This is a genomic window from Escherichia sp. 93.0816, assembly GCF_013368855.2.
Taxonomy (GTDB): Bacteria; Pseudomonadota; Gammaproteobacteria; order Enterobacterales; family Enterobacteriaceae; genus Escherichia; species Escherichia ruysiae.
This window is the reverse complement of sequence record NZ_JABWNC020000016.1, coordinates 1-20,806: the sequence shown is the minus strand read 5'-3', so window position 1 is coordinate 20,806 and position 20,806 is coordinate 1. Positions and strand designations below refer to the sequence as shown.

At 51.9% G+C, this 20,806-nt stretch carries 20 protein-coding genes and 1 tRNA gene; 7 read left to right on the top strand and 14 right to left on the bottom strand.

The genetic code is table 11. The features are described 5' to 3' along the window. Positions 1 to 78: 78 nt before the first annotated feature. The 3 genes from rho to trxA form a co-directional block, all read right to left on the bottom strand. The gene (gene rho, locus HEM79_RS16030; RefSeq protein ID WP_001054527.1) at positions 79 to 1,338 is read right to left on the bottom strand and encodes a transcription termination factor Rho; all 1,260 of its coding nucleotides are present in this window, start codon (positions 1,336 to 1,338) and stop codon (positions 79 to 81) included. Positions 1,339 to 1,422: 84 nt separating this feature from the next. Next, on the bottom strand, positions 1,423 to 1,524 hold the full coding sequence (gene rhoL, locus HEM79_RS16025; RefSeq protein WP_010345119.1) for a rho operon leader peptide RhoL: 102 nt from the start codon (positions 1,522 to 1,524) through the stop codon (positions 1,423 to 1,425). Positions 1,525 to 1,663: 139 nt separating this feature from the next. Beyond that, positions 1,664 to 1,993 (bottom strand): thioredoxin TrxA, encoded by a 330-nt coding sequence (gene trxA, locus HEM79_RS16020; RefSeq protein ID WP_001280776.1) that lies wholly within the window; start codon positions 1,991 to 1,993, stop codon positions 1,664 to 1,666. Between the two features lie 130 nt (positions 1,994 to 2,123). Here trxA and rhlB point away from each other — a divergent pair, with 130 nt between their 5' ends. Together rhlB and gppA are read left to right on the top strand one after the other, a co-directional pair. Further along, a complete protein-coding gene (rhlB, locus tag HEM79_RS16015; RefSeq protein WP_000047511.1) occupies positions 2,124 to 3,389 on the top strand; it encodes an ATP-dependent RNA helicase RhlB in 1,266 nt (421 codons plus the stop codon). Between the two features lie 133 nt (positions 3,390 to 3,522). Beyond that, the gene (gene gppA / locus HEM79_RS16010; RefSeq protein ID WP_000535974.1) at positions 3,523 to 5,007 is read left to right on the top strand and encodes a guanosine-5'-triphosphate,3'-diphosphate diphosphatase; all 1,485 of its coding nucleotides are present in this window, start codon (positions 3,523 to 3,525) and stop codon (positions 5,005 to 5,007) included. Positions 5,008 to 5,111: 104 nt separating this feature from the next. Here gppA and rep read toward each other — a convergent pair whose 3' ends face one another. Next, a complete protein-coding gene (gene rep / locus HEM79_RS16005) occupies positions 5,112 to 7,133 on the bottom strand; it encodes a DNA helicase Rep (protein WP_176241546.1) in 2,022 nt (673 codons plus the stop codon). A 215-nt stretch (positions 7,134 to 7,348) separates the two neighbouring features. On the opposite strand from rep, the gene HEM79_RS16000 reads away from it, so the two are divergent. Both HEM79_RS16000 and ppiC read left to right on the top strand, forming a co-directional pair. Then, a complete protein-coding gene (locus HEM79_RS16000) occupies positions 7,349 to 7,798 on the top strand; it encodes a type II toxin-antitoxin system PemK/MazF family toxin (protein WP_000996704.1) in 450 nt (149 codons plus the stop codon). Between the two features lie 156 nt (positions 7,799 to 7,954). Then, the gene (ppiC, locus tag HEM79_RS15995; RefSeq protein ID WP_001140258.1) at positions 7,955 to 8,236 is read left to right on the top strand and encodes a peptidylprolyl isomerase PpiC; all 282 of its coding nucleotides are present in this window, start codon (positions 7,955 to 7,957) and stop codon (positions 8,234 to 8,236) included. Positions 8,237 to 8,310: 74 nt separating this feature from the next. Here ppiC and ilvC read toward each other — a convergent pair whose 3' ends face one another. Next, positions 8,311 to 9,786: a ketol-acid reductoisomerase gene (gene ilvC, locus HEM79_RS15990; protein WP_000024944.1), complete on the bottom strand. Its 1,476-nt coding sequence runs from the start codon at positions 9,784 to 9,786 to the stop codon at positions 8,311 to 8,313. A gap of 151 nt (positions 9,787 to 9,937) precedes the next feature. On the opposite strand from ilvC, the gene ilvY reads away from it, so the two are divergent. Then, a complete protein-coding gene (gene ilvY / locus HEM79_RS15985; protein WP_176241547.1) occupies positions 9,938 to 10,828 on the top strand; it encodes an HTH-type transcriptional activator IlvY in 891 nt (296 codons plus the stop codon). Here the strand turns inward: ilvY and ilvA are convergent. The 7 genes from ilvA to ilvL all read right to left on the bottom strand — a co-directional run bounded on the left by ilvA (position 10,825) and on the right by ilvL (position 17,380). Then, complete coding sequence (gene ilvA / locus HEM79_RS15980) at positions 10,825 to 12,369, bottom strand: threonine ammonia-lyase, biosynthetic (RefSeq protein WP_109546290.1); 1,545 nt, start codon at positions 12,367 to 12,369, stop codon at positions 10,825 to 10,827. The genes ilvY and ilvA overlap by 4 nt on opposite strands. A gap of 2 nt (positions 12,370 to 12,371) precedes the next feature. Further along, positions 12,372 to 14,222, bottom strand: coding sequence for a dihydroxy-acid dehydratase (gene ilvD / locus HEM79_RS15975; protein WP_176241548.1), 1,851 nt, complete (start codon positions 14,220 to 14,222; stop codon positions 12,372 to 12,374). A gap of 64 nt (positions 14,223 to 14,286) precedes the next feature. Continuing rightward, on the bottom strand, positions 14,287 to 15,216 hold the full coding sequence (ilvE, locus tag HEM79_RS15970; protein WP_000208524.1) for a branched-chain-amino-acid transaminase: 930 nt from the start codon (positions 15,214 to 15,216) through the stop codon (positions 14,287 to 14,289). Between the two features lie 19 nt (positions 15,217 to 15,235). Next, the gene (gene ilvM / locus HEM79_RS15965) at positions 15,236 to 15,499 is read right to left on the bottom strand and encodes an acetolactate synthase 2 small subunit (RefSeq protein ID WP_000983255.1); all 264 of its coding nucleotides are present in this window, start codon (positions 15,497 to 15,499) and stop codon (positions 15,236 to 15,238) included. Beyond that, positions 15,496 to 17,142 carry an acetolactate synthase 2 catalytic subunit gene (gene ilvG / locus HEM79_RS15960; protein ID WP_001012643.1) on the bottom strand — a complete coding sequence of 549 codons (1,647 nt, stop codon included), beginning with the start codon at positions 17,140 to 17,142 and terminating at the stop codon, positions 15,496 to 15,498. Before ilvG ends, ilvM begins: the two co-directional genes overlap by 4 nt. 2 nt (positions 17,143 to 17,144) lie before the next feature. After that, complete coding sequence (gene ilvX / locus HEM79_RS15955) at positions 17,145 to 17,195, bottom strand: peptide IlvX (protein WP_001387183.1); 51 nt, start codon at positions 17,193 to 17,195, stop codon at positions 17,145 to 17,147. An 86-nt stretch (positions 17,196 to 17,281) separates the two neighbouring features. Further along, the gene (ilvL, locus tag HEM79_RS15950) at positions 17,282 to 17,380 is read right to left on the bottom strand and encodes an ilv operon leader peptide (RefSeq protein WP_001311244.1); all 99 of its coding nucleotides are present in this window, start codon (positions 17,378 to 17,380) and stop codon (positions 17,282 to 17,284) included. A 350-nt stretch (positions 17,381 to 17,730) separates the two neighbouring features. Here ilvL and HEM79_RS15945 point away from each other — a divergent pair, with 350 nt between their 5' ends. Beyond that, the gene (locus tag HEM79_RS15945; RefSeq protein WP_176241549.1) at positions 17,731 to 19,251 is read left to right on the top strand and encodes a YifB family Mg chelatase-like AAA ATPase; all 1,521 of its coding nucleotides are present in this window, start codon (positions 17,731 to 17,733) and stop codon (positions 19,249 to 19,251) included. 24 nt (positions 19,252 to 19,275) lie between these two features. Here HEM79_RS15945 and maoP read toward each other — a convergent pair whose 3' ends face one another. Further along, complete coding sequence (gene maoP / locus HEM79_RS15940; RefSeq protein WP_000841001.1) at positions 19,276 to 19,614, bottom strand: macrodomain Ori organization protein MaoP; 339 nt, start codon at positions 19,612 to 19,614, stop codon at positions 19,276 to 19,278. Positions 19,615 to 19,732: 118 nt separating this feature from the next. Between maoP and hdfR the strand changes: the two genes are divergently transcribed. Further along, on the top strand, positions 19,733 to 20,572 hold the full coding sequence (gene hdfR, locus HEM79_RS15935) for an HTH-type transcriptional regulator HdfR (RefSeq protein WP_176241550.1): 840 nt from the start codon (positions 19,733 to 19,735) through the stop codon (positions 20,570 to 20,572). 95 nt (positions 20,573 to 20,667) lie between these two features. On the opposite strand, the gene HEM79_RS15930 is transcribed toward hdfR, so the two are convergent. Next, positions 20,668 to 20,743, bottom strand: a tRNA-Trp gene (locus HEM79_RS15930). Between the last annotated feature and the right edge of the window lie 63 nt (positions 20,744 to 20,806).

Sequence of the window (20,806 nt, the reverse complement as noted above, 5' to 3'; positions counted from 1 at the left end):
CACAGGCATGCTGCTAAGATTACAGATATAAAAGCAAAACGCCACGTAAACACGTGGCGTTTTTAGCATAAGACAAATTTATGAGCGTTTCATCATCTCAAAGAAATCGTCATTCGTCTTGGTCATCGCGAGCTTGTTAATGAGGAATTCCATTGCGTCGATTTCGCCCATTGGGTGAATGATTTTGCGCAGGATCCACATTTTCTGCAGCTCTTCCTGAGTGGTGAGCAGTTCTTCTTTACGCGTACCAGAACGGTTGTAGTCGATAGCCGGGAAGACGCGTTTTTCAGCGATCTTACGAGAGAGGTGCAGCTCCATGTTACCGGTGCCTTTAAACTCTTCGTAGATAACTTCGTCCATTTTGGAACCCGTATCGATGAGCGCCGTTGCGATGATGGTCAGGCTGCCGCCCTCTTCAACGTTACGCGCCGCACCGAAGAAGCGTTTCGGACGATGCAGTGCGTTAGCGTCCACACCACCGGTCAACACTTTACCGGAAGCAGGAACGACGGTGTTGTAAGCACGCGCCAGACGAGTAATAGAGTCAAGCAGAATGATAACGTCTTTCTTGTGCTCAACCAGACGTTTCGCCTTCTCGATCACCATTTCCGCAACCTGAACGTGACGGGATGCCGGTTCATCAAAGGTAGAAGCGACAACTTCCCCTTTAACCAGACGCTGCATCTCGGTTACTTCTTCCGGACGTTCGTCAATCAGCAGAACCATCAGCACACAATCCGGGTGGTTGTAAGCAATGCTCTGAGCAATGTTCTGCAGCAGCATGGTTTTACCGGCTTTCGGCGGTGCCACAATCAGACCACGCTGACCACGACCGATTGGCGAAGCCAGATCCAGCACACGAGCGGTCAAATCTTCAGTAGAACCGTTACCACGTTCCATACGCAGACGAGAGTTCGCGTGCAGCGGGGTCAAGTTCTCAAAGAGGATTTTATTGCGGGCGTTTTCAGGTTTATCGAAGTTAACTTCATTAACTTTCAGCAGCGCAAAATAGCGTTCACCTTCTTTCGGCGGGCGAATCTTACCAGAGATGGTATCACCAGTGCGGAGGTTGAAACGGCGGATTTGGCTGGGAGAAACGTAGATGTCATCAGGACCGGCGAGGTAGGAGCTGTCTGCAGAACGGAGGAAACCAAATCCATCCTGCAATATCTCCAGTACGCCATCACCAAAGATATCTTCGCCACTCTTTGCGTGCTGCTTCAGGATGGCAAAAATAATGTCCTGCTTACGCATACGAGCCAGATTTTCCAGCCCCATATTTTCGCCGAGAGTGATCAGCTCAGAAACCGGCGTATTCTTTAATTCGGTAAGATTCATAGTGGTGTGAGTTCTTAAACTTGGGGTAAATCTCGAACTTAATGTTGTGAATGGTATGGCAGGATCATCCATGCCTGTTTACGGTCATCGACTCATGTCTTTTCGCTGTCTGGTCACAGGAAAGTACGCAGAACTGAAACGACAAGACGGATTGAGTGACAAACCAGAAATCTGTTCACTTCGCATTAGATAAAAACGGGAAGCGTTGGATATTACAAGATTCAAACTTAATAAGGTAAGTTTAATACGAAGTCAACATTAAGTTAGCATGGCTCACGCCGGGCGTCCAGTTTTTAGCGACAGGGCACCCGAACATGACGTTCCCTTATGCCAGATTGGCGTCGAGGAACTCTTTCAACTGACCTTTAGACAGCGCACCGACTTTCGTTGCCGCCACTTCGCCATTCTTGAACAGCAGCAGAGTCGGGATACCACGGATGCCATATTTCGGCGCAGTGCCAGGGTTTTGATCGATGTTCAGTTTTGCAACGGTCAGTTTGCCCTGATATTCGTCAGCGATTTCATCCAGAATCGGGGCGATCATTTTGCACGGACCGCACCACTCTGCCCAGAAATCGACGAGGATTGCCCCGTCCGCTTTGAGTACATCCGTGTCAAAACTGTCGTCAGTCAGGTGAATAATTTTATCGCTCATATATAACTCCACAGGAATAAGCCTGGCGTGTTGGTTTCGTTGTTGGTGTAACATTAACCAACTAAAGGTTGACTTTATTTCACCGGATACGCTTTCGTAAAGCAATAGTAAGCTGATATTCTATCACACTATGAGCAAAACACATTTAACAGAACAGAAGTTTTCCGACTTCGCCCTGCATCCGAAAGTTGTAGAAGCCCTTGAAAAAAAAGGGTTTCATAACTGTACGCCCATTCAGGCACTGGCTCTTCCGCTAACGCTGGAAGGTCGTGACGTAGCCGGGCAGGCGCAAACTGGTACCGGGAAAACGATGGCGTTTCTTACGTCTTCGTTTCATTACCTTCTCTCTCATCCCGCAATTGCCGATCGCAAGGTGAATCAACCGCGTGCCTTAATTATGGCACCGACGCGTGAACTTGCCGTGCAGATCCACGCCGACGCGGAGCCACTGGCACAAGCTACCGGCCTGAAGCTGGGTCTGGCTTACGGTGGCGATGGCTACGACAAACAGCTGAAAGTGCTGGAAAGCGGCGTTGACATCCTGATTGGCACCACGGGTCGTTTAATTGACTACGCCAAGCAGAACCACATTAACCTCGGTGCCATTCAAGTGGTGGTGCTGGATGAAGCCGATCGTATGTATGATCTGGGCTTTATTAAAGATATCCGCTGGCTGTTCCGCCGTATGCCGCCAGCGAACCAGCGCCTCAACATGCTGTTCTCCGCCACGCTTTCGTACCGGGTACGTGAACTGGCGTTCGAGCAGATGAATAACGCCGAATATATCGAAGTGGAACCGGAACAGAAAACGGGCCACCGTATTAAAGAAGAGCTTTTCTACCCTTCTAACGAAGAAAAGATGCGTTTGTTGCAAACGTTGATCGAAGAAGAGTGGCCAGACAGAGCGATTATTTTCGCCAACACCAAACACCGTTGTGAAGATATCTGGGGTCACCTGGCGGCAGATGGTCATCGTGTCGGTCTGTTGACGGGCGATGTGGCGCAGAAAAAACGCCTGCGTATTCTTGATGAATTTACCCGTGGCGATCTGGATATTCTGGTTGCTACCGACGTTGCTGCTCGTGGTCTGCATATTCCGGCAGTGACGCACGTCTTTAACTACGATTTGCCCGATGACTGTGAAGATTACGTTCACCGTATCGGTCGTACTGGTCGCGCAGGCGCAAGCGGTCACTCTATCAGCCTGGCGTGTGAAGAGTATGCATTGAATTTGCCTGCTATTGAGACCTATATTGGTCACTCAATTCCGGTAAGCAAATACAATCCGGACGCATTGATGACCGATCTGCCAAAACCGCTGCGCCTCACGCGCCCGCGCACAGGCAATGGTCCGCGTCGTACTGGCGCTCCGCGTAATCGTCGTCGTTCAGGTTAAATAAAATGTCATACTCAAAATCATTCAAACTGTATCAAGATGGCAAGAGAATGAATCCCGATGCGCTTACTGTAGCAAGTGATTCGGGTGAAAGAATGCAGCCAACGCAGAGACAGATTGAAGGATGAAGAGTATGGGTTCCACCTCGTCGCTGTATGCAGCTATTGATCTCGGTTCAAATAGTTTCCATATGCTGGTAGTGCGCGAGGTGGCTGGAAGCATCCAGACGCTGACGCGAATTAAACGTAAAGTGCGTCTGGCTGCTGGCCTGAACAGCGAAAATGCCCTGTCTAATGAAGCAATGGAGCGCGGCTGGCAATGTTTGCGCCTGTTTGCTGAACGTCTGCAAGATATCCCACCATCGCAAATTCGCGTTGTCGCTACGGCGACGTTACGACTTGCCGTCAATGCCGGTGATTTTATTGCTAAAGCGCAGGAAATCCTCGGTTGTCCGGTACAGGTGATCAGCGGTGAAGAAGAAGCTCGCCTGATTTATCAGGGTGTTGCTCACACCACCGGCGGAGCCGATCAGCGCCTGGTCGTGGATATTGGTGGCGCCAGTACCGAACTGGTCACTGGCACAGGCGCACAAACCACGTCTTTGTTCAGCCTGTCGATGGGCTGCGTCACCTGGCTGGAACGCTATTTTGCCGATCGTAATCTGGGGCAGGAAAATTTTGATGCTGCAGAAAAAGCGGCACGCGAAGTGTTACGTCCGGTTGCCGATGAACTGCGATATCACGGCTGGAAAGTGTGCGTTGGCGCTTCCGGCACCGTGCAGGCATTACAGGAAATCATGATGGCGCAGGGAATGGATGAGCGCATTACCCTTGCGAAGTTGCAGCAACTGAAACAGCGCGCTATTCATTGCGGTCGGCTGGAAGAACTGGAGATTGAAGGGTTAACGCTGGAGCGCGCATTAGTATTCCCGAGTGGTCTGGCGATCCTGATAGCCATTTTTACCGAGCTGAATATTCAGTGTATGACGCTGGCTGGTGGTGCTCTACGTGAAGGCCTGGTCTACGGCATGTTGCATCTGGCGGTTGAGCAGGATATTCGCAGTCGTACACTGCGTAATATTCAGCGCCGTTTTATGATTGATATTGATCAGGCGCAGCGCGTGGTCAACGTTGCCGCTAACTTGTTTGATCAGGTAGAAAAAGAGTGGCATCTTGAAGCGATTAGCCGCGATTTGCTAATCAGCGCCTGTCAACTTCATGAAATTGGCCTGAGCGTTGATTTCAAACAAGCGCCGCAACATGCCGCTTATCTGGTGCGTAATCTGGATCTTCCCGGTTTTACGCCTGCGCAGAAAAAGCTGCTGGCGACGCTATTGCTCAACCAGACGAATCCTGTCGATCTTTCATCGTTGCATCAACAAAATGCCGTACCGCCGCGCGTTGCGGAACAACTCTGTCGTTTACTGCGCCTGGCAATCATTTTTGCCAGCCGTCGCCGTGATGATTTAGTGCCGGAGATTACATTACAAGCCAACCATGAACAGTTGACCCTGACGCTGCCGCAAGGTTGGCTGGCTCAGCACCCGCTGGGTAAAGAAATTATCGATCAGGAAACGGAGTGGCAGAGCTATGTCCACTGGCCGCTGGAAGTGCTTTAACGTGTAATGTGCCGGATGCGATGCTGACTCATCTTATCCGGCGATAATTCCGCTTTCCGGTGCCGTGACCATCTAATCCAACCAGCCCCAGGCAAGACAAATGGCTATTTGCCTCGTTTTGCTGCCATCATCGCTTTCAGATTCGCCAGATGGCTTTGCCCTTTCTGCATCCGTTCTTCGGCGCTGACCACTTTGCGCTCTTGTTCCCAAATCAAGTCATCCTGCGGTAATTCCAGCAGAAAGCGGCTCGGTTCCGGACGTACCAGTTCACCGTACTGACGACGCTCTTTACACAGCGTAAAGGTCAACTCTTTCTGAGCGCGGGTGATGCCGACATAGGCCAGCCGCCGCTCTTCATCGATATTATCCTCGTCGATGCTGCTTTGGTGCGGCAAAAATCCCTCTTCCATACCGACCATGTAAACATAGGGAAACTCCAGCCCTTTCGACGCGTGCAGAGTCATCAGTTGCACCTGATCAAGCTCTTCGTCACTCTCGCCACGCTCCATCATGTCGCGCAGAGTAAAGCGCGTCACCACCTGGGTGAGTGTCATCGGCTCATCCAGTTCGCTACCTTCCAGCATCTCCGTCATCCAGCTAAATAACTGGTTAACGTTCTTCATGCGCATTTCGGCGGCTTTCGGGCTGGGTGACGTTTCGTATAACCAGGATTCATAATCCATCCCGTGGATCAGATCGCGCACTGCGGCGATAGGCTCCCGCTCCGCCAGTCTCTGGATTTCCGCCAGCCAGTGAGTAAATCGGGTCAACGCTTCATAACCACGTCCACTCAGTGTCTGACTCAACCCCATATCAAAGCTGGCGGTAAACATACTTTTATTACGCGTCATAGCCCACTCGCCCAGCTTTTTCAGCGTCGCCGGGCCAATCTCTCGCTTCGGCGTGTTAACGATACGCAGGAACGCACTATCATCGTCCGGATTAGTCAGTACACGCAGATAAGCCAGCAAATCCTTGATTTCAGGGCGGGAGAAGAATGAAGTACCCCCGGATATTTTGTACGGGATGCGGTTTTGCATCAGGAATTTTTCAAACACCCGCGACTGATGGTTGCCGCGATAGAGAATGGCGTAATCTTTGTACTGTGTTTTGTTGACGAAGTGATGCGCAATCAGCTCGCCGGTAACGCGCTCGGCTTCATGTTCTTCGTTATTCGCGCTTAGTACTTTTAACTCTGTGCCGTAACCCAGTTCGGAAAACAGACGCTTTTCAAATACGTGCGGGTTATTGGCGATCAGGATGTTCGCCGCTTTCAAAATACGCCCGGAAGAGCGGTAATTCTGCTCAAGCTTAATCACCTTCAACGTTGGGAAATCCTGGCTCAATAGCACCAGGTTTTGCGGACGGGCACCGCGCCAGGAGTAGATCGACTGGTCATCGTCACCCACCACAGTAAAGCGTGCACGGCTACCCACCAGCAGTTTCACCAGTTCATACTGGCTGGTGTTGGTGTCCTGATACTCATCCACCAGCAGGTAGCGAATCTTGTTTTGCCAGCGTTCGCGTACTTCCTCATTGCGTTGCAGCAGCAACGTCGGCAATAAAATCAGATCGTCGAAGTCGAGAACATTGCACGCTTTCAGGTGCGCATCATACAGCCCATAACAATGGGCAAACATGCGATCCCGCTCGCCTTTTGCCTCTGCCGCCGCCTGCGCAGGAGTTTTGAGATCATTCTTCCAGTTAGAGATGGTTGAGATCAGCTGTTGCAGCAGAACTTTGTCATCTTCAATCAGTCCTTCGGTCAGCTCTTTGAGCAAAGCCAGCTGATCGGTATCGTCAAACAGCGAAAAGTTCGCTTTCATCCCCAACGCCGCATACTCGCGTTTGATGATATCCAGCCCCAGCGTGTGGAAAGTGGAGATCATCAGCCCACGCGCCTCTTTGCGCCCCAGCGTCTGCCCGACACGCTCTTTCATCTCACGCGCTGCCTTATTGGTAAAGGTCACCGCCGCGATATGTCTCGCCTGATAACCGCAGCCACGGATCAGATGGGCGATTTTATTAGTGATAACACGAGTCTTGCCGGAACCCGCGCCCGCCAGCACCAGGCAGGGGCCGGTAACGAATTCGACAGCTTGTTGTTGGCCGGGGTTTAGACGCATAGGAGTATTGCTCAATCTTCGAACGGGGGGAGGATTGTAGCAGAATCGCATTTGAATGTGACCGAGTGTAAACCGCTAACCGGATAACGACTGATGTTTAAATCAGAGAGGAAAGACCGAAACCGGAATTCATCGTGAATCCATTAGACTTAGAAAATATCGGGTCGTAACGTTGTGTTATTATTTTTCAGAGTTTACTAAGGAGAGGTTTACTCGTGGCGATTAATTTCAGCCCTAAGGTTGGTGAAATACTGGAATGCAACTTTGGTAACTATCCTGTTAGCCAGAATGGACAGATCAGTACGGCGTATTACGATGGCCGCATTCCACCTGAGATGATAAAAAACAGGCTGGTTGTCGTGCTCAATGGAAAAATTAATGGCAATGCATGTATCGTCGTTCCATTATCAACCACTCGCGACCATGACAAGTTAAATCGTGGAATGCATGTTGAAATAGCCAGTAATGTTATCAATGACCTGCAATTCTTTGATCAGCAGATACGTTGGGCCAAAGCCGACCTGGTACAACAAGTCAGTCGAAATCGATTAAACAGAGCAAGGACTTATAGAGGGTATCTTAATCAATGTTTGCCGCATGAGTTGGTTGCAGACATACAGAGGGCGGTCATTAAGTCAATCAATGCCATATCGCTCATAAATTGACAATAAAATCACCATCCTCGATAATGACTCTGTAGCCCATAGAGGCCCTAAGTTTACTCCCCTTGAGGGACCTGCGAAGCCCGGATTTTCCGGGCTTTTGCCATATATGTACCAGCCCCTCTCCCTGACTGACACTTTTTAATTCAAGGCACAATCATGGCAAAAACAGCAGCAGCACTGCATATCCTTGTAAAAGAAGAGAAACTGGCTCTGGAACTTCTGGAGCAGATCAAGAACGGCGCCGATTTCGGCAAGCTGGCGAAGAAACACTCCATTTGCCCGTCAGGCAAACGCGGCGGTGATTTAGGTGAATTCCGCCAGGGTCAGATGGTTCCGGCGTTCGATAAAGTGGTTTTCTCTTGTCCGGTGCTGGAGCCGACTGGCCCGCTGCATACCCAGTTCGGGTATCACATTATTAAAGTGCTGTATCGTAACTAACAGCAAGGCCTTCTCCGGGAGAAGGCCTTGAGTGTTTTCTCCCTCTCCCACAGGGAGAGGGCATCAGCGCACACTTAACCCGCAACAGCAATACGTTTCATATCCGTCATATAACCGCGCAGTTTCTTACCAACCTGCTCAATCGCATGGCTGCGAATCGCATCATTTACATCACGCAGTTGCGCGTTATCTACCGCCCCTTCCGGAATAGCTTTACCCAGATCGCCAGGCTGCAGTTCTGCCATAAACGGTTTCAGCAGCGGTACACAAGCGTAAGAGAACAGATAGTTACCATATTCTGCGGTATCAGAGATAACCACGTTCATTTCGTACAGTCGCTTACGGGCGATGGTGTTGGCAATCAACGGCAGCTCGTGCAGTGATTCATAGTAAGCCGACTCTTCAATGATGCCGGAATCAACCATGGTTTCGAATGCCAGCTCAACGCCCGCTTTCACCATCGCGATCATCAGCACTCCTTTATCGAAGTACTCCTGCTCGCCGATTTTACCTTCATACTGCGGTGCGGTTTCGAACGCGGTTTTGCCGGTCTCTTCACGCCAGGTCAGCAGTTTCTTATCGTCATTGGCCCAGTCTGCCATCATGCCGGAGGAGAATTCGCCGGAGATGATGTCGTCCATATGTTTCTGGAACAGCGGCGCCATGATCTCTTTCAGTTGTTCTGACAGCGCATAAGCTCGCAGTTTCGCCGGGTTAGAGAGACGGTCCATCATCAGGGTGATGCCGCCCTGTTTCAGTGCTTCGGTGATGGTTTCCCAACCGAACTGAATCAGTTTTTCTGCGTATGCCGGATCGGTGCCTTCTTCCACCAGCTTGTCAAAGCACAGCAGAGAGCCAGCCTGCAACATACCGCACAGGATGGTTTGTTCACCCATCAGGTCTGATTTAACTTCCGCAACGAAAGAGGATTCCAGAACGCCCGCACGGTGACCACCGGTTGCAGCAGCCCAGGCTTTAGCAATCGCCATGCCTTCACCTTTCGGATCGTTTTCCGGGTGAACGGCGATCAGCGTCGGTACGCCGAATCCACGTTTGTACTCTTCACGTACTTCAGTGCCTGGGCATTTTGGCGCCACCATCACTACGGTGATGTCTTTACGGATCTGCTCGCCCACTTCTACGATATTGAAACCGTGAGAATAACCCAGCGCCGCGCCGTCTTTCATCAGCGGCTGTACAGAACGCACTACGTCGGAGTGCTGCTTGTCTGGCGTCAGGTTAACGACCAGATCTGCCTGCGGAATCAGTTCTTCGTAAGTGCCGACTTTAAAACCGTTTTCGGTCGCTTTACGCCAGGACGCGCGCTTCTCGGCAATCGCTTCTTTTCGCAGGGCGTAGGAGATATCCAGACCAGAATCACGCATGTTCAGACCCTGGTTCAGACCCTGCGCGCCACAACCGACGATGACCACTTTTTTACCCTGAAGGTAGCTCGCGCCGTCAGCGAATTCGTCGCGACCCATAAAGCGACATTTACCCAACTGTGCCAGTTGTTGGCGCAGGTTCAGTGTATTGAAGTAGTTAGCCATGGTGATTCCTCGTGATGTTGTGCTTCTTATTGTTCGGTTCGCTGTTGAGCGAGAATATCACCACATTACAACAGGAAATTTATTGCGGAAATTGATATATTCACAACGTCATATTGCAATTTCTGCAACGTCATAACCGGGGGTTAAGCCTGTGGATTTACGCGACCTGAAAATGTTTTTGCATCTGGCGGAAAGCCGCCATTTTGGCCGTAGCGCGCGGGCAATGCACGTCAGCCCCTCCACGCTTTCCCGACAGATTCAGCGCCTGGAAGAAGATCTCGGCCAACCGCTGTTTGTGCGCGATAACCGCACGGTGACGCTGACGGAAGCGGGCGAAGAACTGCGTGTTTTCGCCCAACAAACGCTGTTGCAGTATCAGCAACTGCGCCACACCATCGACCAGCAAGGGCCATCGCTCTCCGGCGAGCTTCATATCTTCTGCTCGGTGACCGCCGCTTACAGCCATCTGCCGCCGATTCTCGACCGCTTCCGCGCGGAACATCCGTCGGTGGAGATTAAACTCACTACTGGTGATGCGGCAGATGCGATGGAAAAGGTAGTCACTGGCGAAGCGGATCTGGCGATTGCCGGGAAACCGGAGACTCTGCCCGGCGCAGTGGCGTTTTCGATGCTGGAGAATCTGGCAGTAGTGCTGATTGCCCCCGCACTGCCCTGCCCGGTGCGTAACCAGGTTTCGGCAGAGAAGCCGGACTGGTCTACAGTGCCGTTTATCATGGCCGATCAGGGACCGGTACGCCGCCGCATTGAACTGTGGTTTCGACGCAATAAAATCAGCAACCCGATGATTTACGCCACCGTTGGCGGGCATGAAGCGATGGTATCGATGGTGGCGCTCGGCTGTGGCGTGGCATTGTTGCCGGAAGTGGTGCTGGAAAACAGCCCAGAACCGGTGCGTAACCGCGTGATGATTTTAGAGCGCAGCGATGAGAAAACGCCGTTTGAGCTGGGCGTGTGTGCGCAAAAAAAGCGGCTACATGAGCCGCTAATTGAGGCATTCTGGAAGATTTTGCCGAACCATTAACCCGCCAAAAAGAACCTGAACGCCGGGTTATTGGTTTCGTCGTGGCAATCGTAACCCAACTCATTCAACCGGGTTTCGAAATCCGGTTCATGATCGCCAAGTTCGAACGCCGCCAGTACGCGCCCGTAGTCGGTGCCATGGCTGCGATAATGGAACAGAGAAATATTCCAGTGCGTACCCAGCGTGTTGAGGAAGCGCAGCAGCGCACCCGGCGATTCCGGGAATTCGAAGCTGTAGAGGCGTTCCTGCAACGGATGCGATGGACGCCCGCCAACCATATAGCGCACATGCAGCTTCGCCATTTCGTCGTCGGAGAGATCAACCACGCTGTAGCCGCCGTCGTTGAGCATCTGCAAAATTTCTTTGCGCTCTTCGAGGCCGCGGCTCAGGCGCACGCCGACAAAGATGCAGGCGTTTTTGGCATCAGCAAAGCGGTAGTTGAACTCAGTGACCGAACGCCCGCCAAGCAGCTGGCAGAATTTGAGGAAGCTGCCTTTTTCTTCCGGGATGGTCACCGCCAGCAACGCTTCACGCTGTTCGCCCAGTTCGCAGCGTTCCGAGACGTAGCGCAGGCCGTGAAAGTTCACGTTAGCACCGGAAAGAATATGCGCCAGCCGTTCGCCGCGAATGTTGTGCTGGGCGATGTATTTTTTCATTCCCGCCAGCGCCAGCGCGCCAGAGGGTTCCGCCACCGCGCGCACATCTTCGAATAAATCCTTCATCGCCGCACAGATCGCATCACTATCGACGGTGATGATGTCGTCGAGATACTCCTGGCATAAACGGAAGGTTTCGTCGCCGATGCGTTTTACCGCAACGCCTTCGGCGAACAGCCCCACGCGTGGCAGATCAACCGGATGACCCGCTTCCAGCGCCGCTTTCAGGCAGGCGGAATCTTCTGCTTCTACGGCGATCACTTTGATTTGTGGCATCAGTTGTTTGATCAGTACAGCTACGCCTGCCGCCAGGCCACCGCCACCAACCGGCACAAATACGCGGTCGAGATGGGCGTCCTGCTGGAGCAGTTCCAGCGCCAGCGTGCCTTGCCCGGCAATCACCATCGGATGGTCGAACGGCGGCACCCAGGTGAACCCCTGCTGCTGTGACAGTTCGATCGCTTTGGCTTTCGCTTCATCAAAGTTCGCGCCGTGGAGCAGCACTTCGCCGCCGAAGCCGCGCACCGCATCAACTTTGATATCGGCGGTGGCGGTTGGCATGACGATCAGCGCCTTCACGCCTAACCGTGCGGAAGAAAACGCGACGCCCTGCGCGTGGTTACCCGCAGAAGCGGTGATCACGCCGTGCGCTTTTTGTTCTTCCGTCAGGCCCGCCATCATGGCGTATGCACCGCGCAGCTTAAAGCTATGAACTGGCTGGCGATCTTCGCGCTTCACCAGAATCACGTTATCAAGACGCGACGACAGTTTTTCCATTTTTTGTAGCGGCGTAACCTGCGCCGCCTCGTAGACCGGTGCGCGTAGCACCGCTCTTAAATATTCGGCACCTTCCGGAGCACCGGACAGGGGTTGTGAGTCAGCCATCATTAACCCCCCAGTTTCGATTTATCGCGCACCGCACCTTTGTCGGCGCTGGTCGCCAGGCTGGCGTAGGCGCGCAAAGCAAAGGAAACCTGACGTTCACGGTTTTTCGGCGTCCAGGCTTTGTCGCCACGGGCTTCCTGCGCTTCACGACGCGCCGCCAGTTCGGCATCGCTTACCTGTAACTGAATGCCACGGTTCGGAATGTCGATGGCGATCAGGTCGCCATCTTCAATCAGGCCAATACTGCCGCCGCTTGCCGCTTCCGGTGAGACGTGGCCGATAGAAAGGCCAGAGGTGCCGCCAGAGAAACGACCGTCGGTGATCAGCGCACAGGCTTTACCGAGACCCATTGATTTCAGGAAGCTGGTTGGGTAGAGCATTTCCTGCATCCCCGGACCGCCTTTCGGGCCTTCATAGCGAATTACTACCACATCTCCGGCGACAACTTTACCGCCGAGAATCGCTTCTACCGCGTCGTCCTGGCTTTCGTACACTTTCGCCGGGCCGGTGAATTTGAGGATGCTGTCATCGACGCCCGCAGTTTTAACGATGCAGCCGTTTTCTGCGAAATTACCGTAGAGCACCGCCAGGCCGCCGTCTTTGCTGTAGGCGTGTTCCAGCGAGCGGATACAGCCATTGGAGCGATCGTCGTCCAGCGTATCCCAACGGCAATCCTGCGAGAACGCCTGGGTGGTACGAATGCCCGCCGGGCCAGCGCGGAACATATTTTTTACCGCATCATCCTGGGTCAGCATAACGTCGTATTGTTCCAGCGTTTGCGGCAACGTCAGGCCAAGTACGTTTTTCACATTACGGTTCAGTAACCCCGCACGATCCAGTTCGCCGAGAATACCGATCACGCCACCAGCACGGTGAACATCTTCCATATGGTATTTTGGGGTGCTCGGCGCAACTTTGCACAACTGCGGGACTTTACGCGAAAGTTTGTCGATATCACTCATGGTGAAGTCGATTTCCGCTTCTTGTGCCGCCGCCAGCAGGTGAAGAACCGTGTTGGTAGAGCCGCCCATCGCGATATCCAACGTCATGGCGTTTTCAAACGCCGCTTTACTGGCGATATTACGCGGCAGTGCGCTTTCGTCGTTTTGCTCGTAGTAACGTTTGGTTAATTCAACAATGCGTTTACCGGCATTAAGGAACAGCTGCTTACGGTCCGCATGGGTTGCCAGTAGCGAGCCGTTGCCTGGCTGCGACAGACCCAGAGCTTCGGTCAGGCAGTTCATCGAGTTAGCGGTGAACATCCCGGAGCAGGAACCACAGGTTGGACAGGCCGAACGTTCAACCTGATCGCTCTGGGAGTCAGAAACTTTCGGATCTGCCCCCTGGATCATCGCATCAACCAGATCAAGCTTGATTAACTGATCGGATAGTTTGGTTTTCCCGGCCTCCATCGGGCCGCCGGAAACAAAGATCACCGGAATATTCAGGCGCAGAGAGGCCATCAGCATCCCTGGGGTGATTTTGTCGCAGTTAGAGATGCAAACCATCGCATCGGCGCAGTGAGCGTTGACCATATACTCAACGGAATCAGCGATCAGCTCGCGAGATGGCAGTGAATAAAGCATCCCCCCGTGGCCCATGGCGATCCCATCATCCACCGCAATGGTGTTGAACTCTTTGGCAACGCCGCCAGCCGCTTCAATTTGTTCAGCGACCAGTTTACCGAGATCGCGCAGATGGACGTGACCCGGTACAAATTGAGTGAACGAGTTCACAACAGCTATAATCGGCTTGCCGAAATCGGCGTCGGTCATTCCGGTGGCGCGCCACAGCGCACGAGCACCCGCCATATTACGACCATGAGTGGTGGTGGCGGAACGGTACTTTGGCATACTTTATTTACTCCCAGTGTCTGTCTCGTAAATGGGACGGTGCGTGCCGTCCCATTTTTTGTATTTATTGATTAACCTGATCCAACCAGCCCCATTTATCTTCGGTTTCGCCGGTGAAGAGGCCGAAGAAGGCTTGCTGGATGCGTTTGGTGACCGGGCCACAACGGCCTTCGCCCACCTGAATACCGTCGACGCTGCGCACTGGCGTGATTTCAGCCGCCGTACCGGACATAAACACTTCATCCGCCAGATACAGTGATTCACGCGACAGCACCTGCTCACGCACTTCAATTCCCAGCTCTTTCGCCAGTTTGATGATGGCGTCACGGGTAATACCCGGCAGCGCGGATGAGGTAAACGGCGGGGTGAACAGCACGCCGTCTTTCACTTCAAACAGGTTTTCGCCTGCGCCTTCAGAGATGTAACCATTCACATCCAGCGCGATACCTTCCTGATAACCGTGGCGGCGCGCTTCGCTGCCCACCAGCAGGGAAGAGAGGTAGTTACCCCCCGCTTTCGCAGCGGTTGGAATGGTGTTTGGTGCCGCGCGGTTCCAGGAAGAAACCATCGCGTCGATCCCCTGTTCCAGGGCTTCCGCGCCCAGATAGGCTCCCCACGGGAAAGCGGCAATAATCACGTCGGTGGTATATCCCGCTGGTGGGTTAACGCCCATGCCAACATCACCAACGAAGATCAGCGGACGGATATAGGCGCTGGTGAGATTGTTTTTACGGATCACTTCGCGGCAAGCTTCCATCAGCTCATCAATGCTCTGCGAAACCGGGAAGCGGTAAATTTTGGCGGAGTCATGCAGACGTTGCATATGCTCACGATGACGGAATACAACAGGTCCTTTATGCGAATCGTAGCAACGGATGCCTTCAAAAACCGAGGTGCCATAGTGCAGCGCGTGCGACATCACATGCACCTTCGCGTCTTCCCAGCGAACCATCTCCCCATTGAACCAAATGTAATCAGCTTTCTTCGTGGTCATTTTTATATTCCTTTTGCGCTCAGGCGCGGATTTGTTGTGATGTGGTTGTGCTCTGGCAGATAGCAACGTGTGCGACGTCTACCAGTTTATTTAACTGACTAAACAGTAAGTCGACCGAACGCGGGCTGGCAACGGTCAATTCAATATTTATATTTTGTGCATCGCTGGCGGCAGCCATATTCATTGAGCAGACGTGGAAACCACGATGACGCACCACGCGTAAAACACGTTCTAAGGTTTCCGGATTGAAGCGAGCCGATACATTGACCTGATGTTGCATCATGATAATTTCTCCAACATTTCTGAATTACTGGCGCCAGGCGGCACCAGCGGCCAGACGTTCTCAAGTTCGTCGATTGAGACATGAAGCAGGTATGGCCCATCACTGTTCAGCATGGTGTCGAGTGCCGCTTCAACCTGGTCTTTACGGGTGATGTGTTGGCCAGGAATGCCGAAGGCGCTGGCTAACATGAGGAAATCGGGGTTATCGGTAAGGGTGGTTTCGCTATATCGTTCCTGGAAAAACAGTTGCTGCCATTGTCGAACCATTCCTAACCGCTGGTTATCGAGTAAGACGATTTTCAACGGTAACTGCTTGCGTTTTACGGTGCCCAGCTCTTGCACATTCATCATGAAAGAACCGTCACCGGAGATACAAACGACAGTATCGTTCGGTCGCGCGACTTGTGCGCCAACCGCCGCCGGTAAACCGAAGCCCATAGTGCCTAAACCGCTTGAAGTGATGAAATTTTCCGGGCGAGTGTGGGCGATGTGCTGCGCAGCCCACATCTGGTGCTGCCCCACATCAGTGGTCACGACGCAATCCGCAGGTTTACGATCCGACAGTTGTTTTAACAACAACGGCGCGTAGATAGCATCTCCAGGATGATCGTAACGCCAGGCATGTTCACTACGCATTTGTGCGCAGTATTGCTGCCATTCATCGATATTTAACGATTGCTGTAACGCAGGCAACAGCGTGTTTAAATCGCCTTGTAATGCCACATGCGCCTGACGCAGCTTGTTCATTTCTGCCGGGTCGATATCCATATGGATCACGCTGGCATGTGGCGCGAACGTGTTAAGTTTGCCGGTAACCCGGTCATCAAAACGTGCCCCCACGGCGATCAGCAGGTCACATTCCTGCACCGCGAAGTTCGCCGCTTTGGTGCCGTGCATCCCCAGCATCCCCAGATAGTACGGATAATCCGCATCGACTGCGCCCAGCCCTTTCAGCGTGCAGGTGGCAGGCATTTTTGTGGCAGCGAGAAATTCATGCAGAGCAGGAACCGCCTGCGCCATACCCACGCCGCCGCCAACATACAGCATCGGTTTTTGCGCTTTTGCCAGCATCTGGCGCGCTTGCTCGACTTCGGCATGTGGGAAAGTCACTTCGTTTTCAACGGTGGTGAACCAGGGTTCCAGGTCACCGCTGGCTAACTGGATATCTTTAGGGATATCGACCAGAACCGGACCGGGACGACCTGAGCTGGCGACATCAAACGCTTCGGCCATGATGCGCGGCAACTCTTCCAGCGACTGCACCAGGAAGCTGTGTTTGGTACAGGCTAACGACAATCCCAGGACATCTACTTCCTGAAATGCGTCGGTGCCGATGAACGGTGCGGATACCTGACCGGTGATGGCAACGACAGGGATGGAATCTAACAGCGCGTCCGCAAGCCCGGTGATCAAGTTGGTTGCGCCAGGACCAGATGTGGCGATGCACACACCAGTTCTGCCGGTAGCACGGGCATAACCGATAGCTGCCATTACCGCGCCCTGTTCATGCCGGCACAGCAAGTGTTCCACGCCACCGTCATACAAGGCATCGTAAACAGGCATAATTGCGCCCCCCGGATAACCGAAAACGGTGTTCACGCCCTGTGCTCGCAAAGCATGTACCACCCACTGTGCGCCATTCATAGTTAGTTCCCCGTCCTGAATCTTGAGAAACAGAATTTTGTGCTGTTATTCATTGTCTGCTTCTCGATTATGTTTTTAAGGTCAAAAAAAACCCCCGGACCTTTCGGTGCGGGGGTCTTAGTTCGTTAAGGCTTGATTTCTAAGCCTTTCCTCGTCCAAGTGCAGCCCCGCACGGTGGGATAATAATCACCACCACGCTAATCACGACCAGGCTAATCACTCGTAGAAGGGCTGTCATTTTGTCTTTTCTTGCATCTTGTTCGAAGGAATGCCTAAAGAGTTACCATAGATTTTGCGAATAGCACAAGATATTTTTTGGCCGCTTTTTATGACTCTCATAATAATTTCTATAAAAACCATTGTTTTTTATATGAAAATTTGTGAGTGAAAAAAATTCAATTTCCGTATAATTCTCGCGCTCTTTGAGTGACTATTTTTTGTGCTTTTTATTTTTGTGAGAGTGATTCCATCACTAATACAACTCAAATTACTTTGCATAAATAAACGGGAATCAGCCGCTAAATAACACAATTTCGCAGACTACAGCAGGGATCTCTTATGTTCATAATGGTGGCTTAAGGAGGACTTATGTCACTGTCAATTGTTCATACTCGTGCCGCCCTGGGAGTAAACGCTCCCCCGATCACTGTTGAGGTACATATCAGTAAAGGTCTACCAGGATTAACAATGGTGGGCTTACCAGAAACAACGGTAAAAGAAGCCCGCGATCGCGTACGCAGCGCCATTATCAATAGCGGATATGAATATCCGGCGAAAAAAATCACCATTAACCTTGCTCCTGCCGATCTACCGAAAGAAGGAGGGCGATATGATTTACCTATCGCCATTGCATTGCTGGCGGCCTCTGAACAGCTTACAGCGAATCAGTTGGATGAATATGAATTAGTGGGCGAACTGGCGCTTACGGGCGCTCTGCGTGGTGTTCCAGGCGCAATATCCAGCGCAACTGAAGCCATTAAGTCAGGCAGAAAGATTATCGTCGCGAAAGACAACGAAGCTGAAGTGGGGTTAATTAACGGTGAAGGGTGTCTGATAGCTGATCATCTACAAACTGTCTGTGCGTTTCTGGAAGGTAAACATTCTCTCGAACGTCCTAAATCAACTGATGCCGTATCCAGTGTATTACAACATGATCTCAGTGATGTTGTGGGTCAGGAGCAAGGAAAGCGAGGACTGGAAATTACTGCTGCTGGCGGACACAACCTTTTACTGATTGGGCCGCCGGGAACAGGTAAAACAATGCTCGCCAGCCGTATTAATGGCCTGTTGCCAGATTTAAGCAATGAAGAGGCACTGGAGAGTGCCGCAATATTAAGCCTGGTAAATGCCGAATCAGTGCAAAAAAAATGGCGGCAGCGCCCGTTCCGCTCACCGCACCACAGTGCGTCGTTAACTGCGATGGTGGGCGGTGGCGCAATTCCCGGGCCTGGTGAAATTTCGCTGGCGCATAACGGCGTACTTTTTCTTGATGAACTACCTGAATTTGAACGGCGTACACTGGATGCCTTGCGGGAGCCGATTGAATCCGGGCAGATCCATCTTTCACGCACGCGAGCAAAAATAACCTATCCAGCCCGTTTCCAGCTTGTTGCGGCGATGAATCCCAGCCCAACAGGACATTATCAAGGGAACCATAACCGCTGCACGCCGGAACAAACGCTGCGTTATCTCAACCGACTCTCCGGTCCCTTTCTTGACCGCTTTGACCTCTCACTGGAGATCCCGCTACCGCCACCCGGTATTTTGAGCAAAGCGGTCATTCAGGGGGAAAGCAGCGCCACCGTTAAACAACGTGTAATGGCCGCCAGAGAGCGCCAATTTAAGCGGCAGAATAAACTGAATGCCTGGCTGGATAGTCCGGAAATACGACAATTTTGCAAGCTTGAGAGCGAGGACGCACAGTGGCTGGAAGAAACGCTAATCCATCTGGGGTTATCGATTCGCGCCTGGCAGCGGTTACTGAAAGTATCAAGAACCATAGCTGATATTGATCAGTCTGACGTCATCACACGTCAGCATTTACAAGAGGCTGTAAGTTATCGAGCTATCGACCGTTTGCTCATCCATTTGCAAAAGCTGCTGACGTAAAAAAAGGGCATTACGCCCTTTTTATTAATCGTCGGAATCGGTGTAGTCTTCAGCACCTTCGACCTGCGGTTTACCGCCGGAAAGAGTGTGAAAACGTTTTGGACGCTTGATACGCGTCATATACTTGGACCACACGCGTTCTGCTTCTGTCACTGGCTCACGTTCGCCACGGCATACTGCTACGAAGAGTTTCTCTTCCTCGGTAACCGGCTCGCGTTTGCCGAGATCCAGCTCATTGAAGGCATAACCATGACGTTCAAGCAGTTGTGCCTCTTTGATGGTGAAATCACCATGACGAGAGAATCCACGTGGATAATGTTTATTGTCGAAATATCGATTAGTCGTCGTAAAGCTTTCCGCCATCCTGCACGCTCCTAATTCTTTGACCGAGCTAGTTATGGCGCGGAGTATTAGTTACGCTTGACAGAGTGTAAAACAAAACATTTAAATCATAACGACAAATAATTTTGCGGAGAGCACTGTGGATACGGAATTGTTAAAAACTTTCCTGGAAGTTAGCCGAACGCGTCACTTTGGCCGAGCGGCTGAATCGCTCTATCTGACCCAGTCAGCAGTGAGCTTTCGGATCAGACAACTGGAAAATCAGTTGGGTGTGAATCTTTTCACCCGTCACAGAAACAATATCCGTTTAACCGCAGCCGGTGAAAAGCTTTTGCCTTATGCAGAAACACTCATGAGCACCTGGCAGACCGCTCGTAAGGAGGTAGCGCATACCTCACGACATAATGAGTTTTCTATCGGTGCCAGCGCCTCGTTGTGGGAATGTATGCTTAATCAGTGGCTGGGACGCTTGTATCAAAATCAGGATACCCATACAGGCTTACAGTTCGAAGCGCGAATTGCCCAACGGCAGTCTCTGGTAAAACAGTTGCATGAACGCCAGCTTGATCTTCTTATTACTACTGAAGCGCCCAAAATGGATGAATTTAGTAGTCAGTTACTGGGGCATTTTACTTTAGCACTCTATACCAGTGCCCCTTCTAAGCTAAAAGGTGAGCTTAACTATCTCCGTCTGGAATGGGGGCCGGATTTTCAACAACATGAGGCTGGTTTGATCGGTGCTGATGAAGTTCCAATGCTAACAACCAGTTCTGCTGAACTGGCACAGCAACAGATTGCGATGCTTAATGGTTGCACATGGCTACCGGTGAGTTGGGCACGTAAGAAAGGCGGGCTGCATACCGTTGTCGACAGCACAACTCTTTCACGACCGCTCTATGCCATATGGCTGCAAAATAGCGATAAAAATGCGTTGATTCGCGATCTATTGAAAATTAACGTACTGGATGATGTGTATTAATCAAAATGGCCGGCAAGGATGCCGATGGAAGGATTTACTTCGGAGAGGGTTATTTCAGACAAAAAAAATCCTTAGCTTTCGCTAAGGATGATTTCTGGCAGGGGCGGAGAGACTCGAACTCCCAACACCCGGTTTTGGAGACCGGTGCTCTACCAATTGAACTACGCCCCTAATTAGGGTGGCGGAACGGACGGGACTCGAACCCGCGACCCCCTGCGTGACAGGCAGGTATTC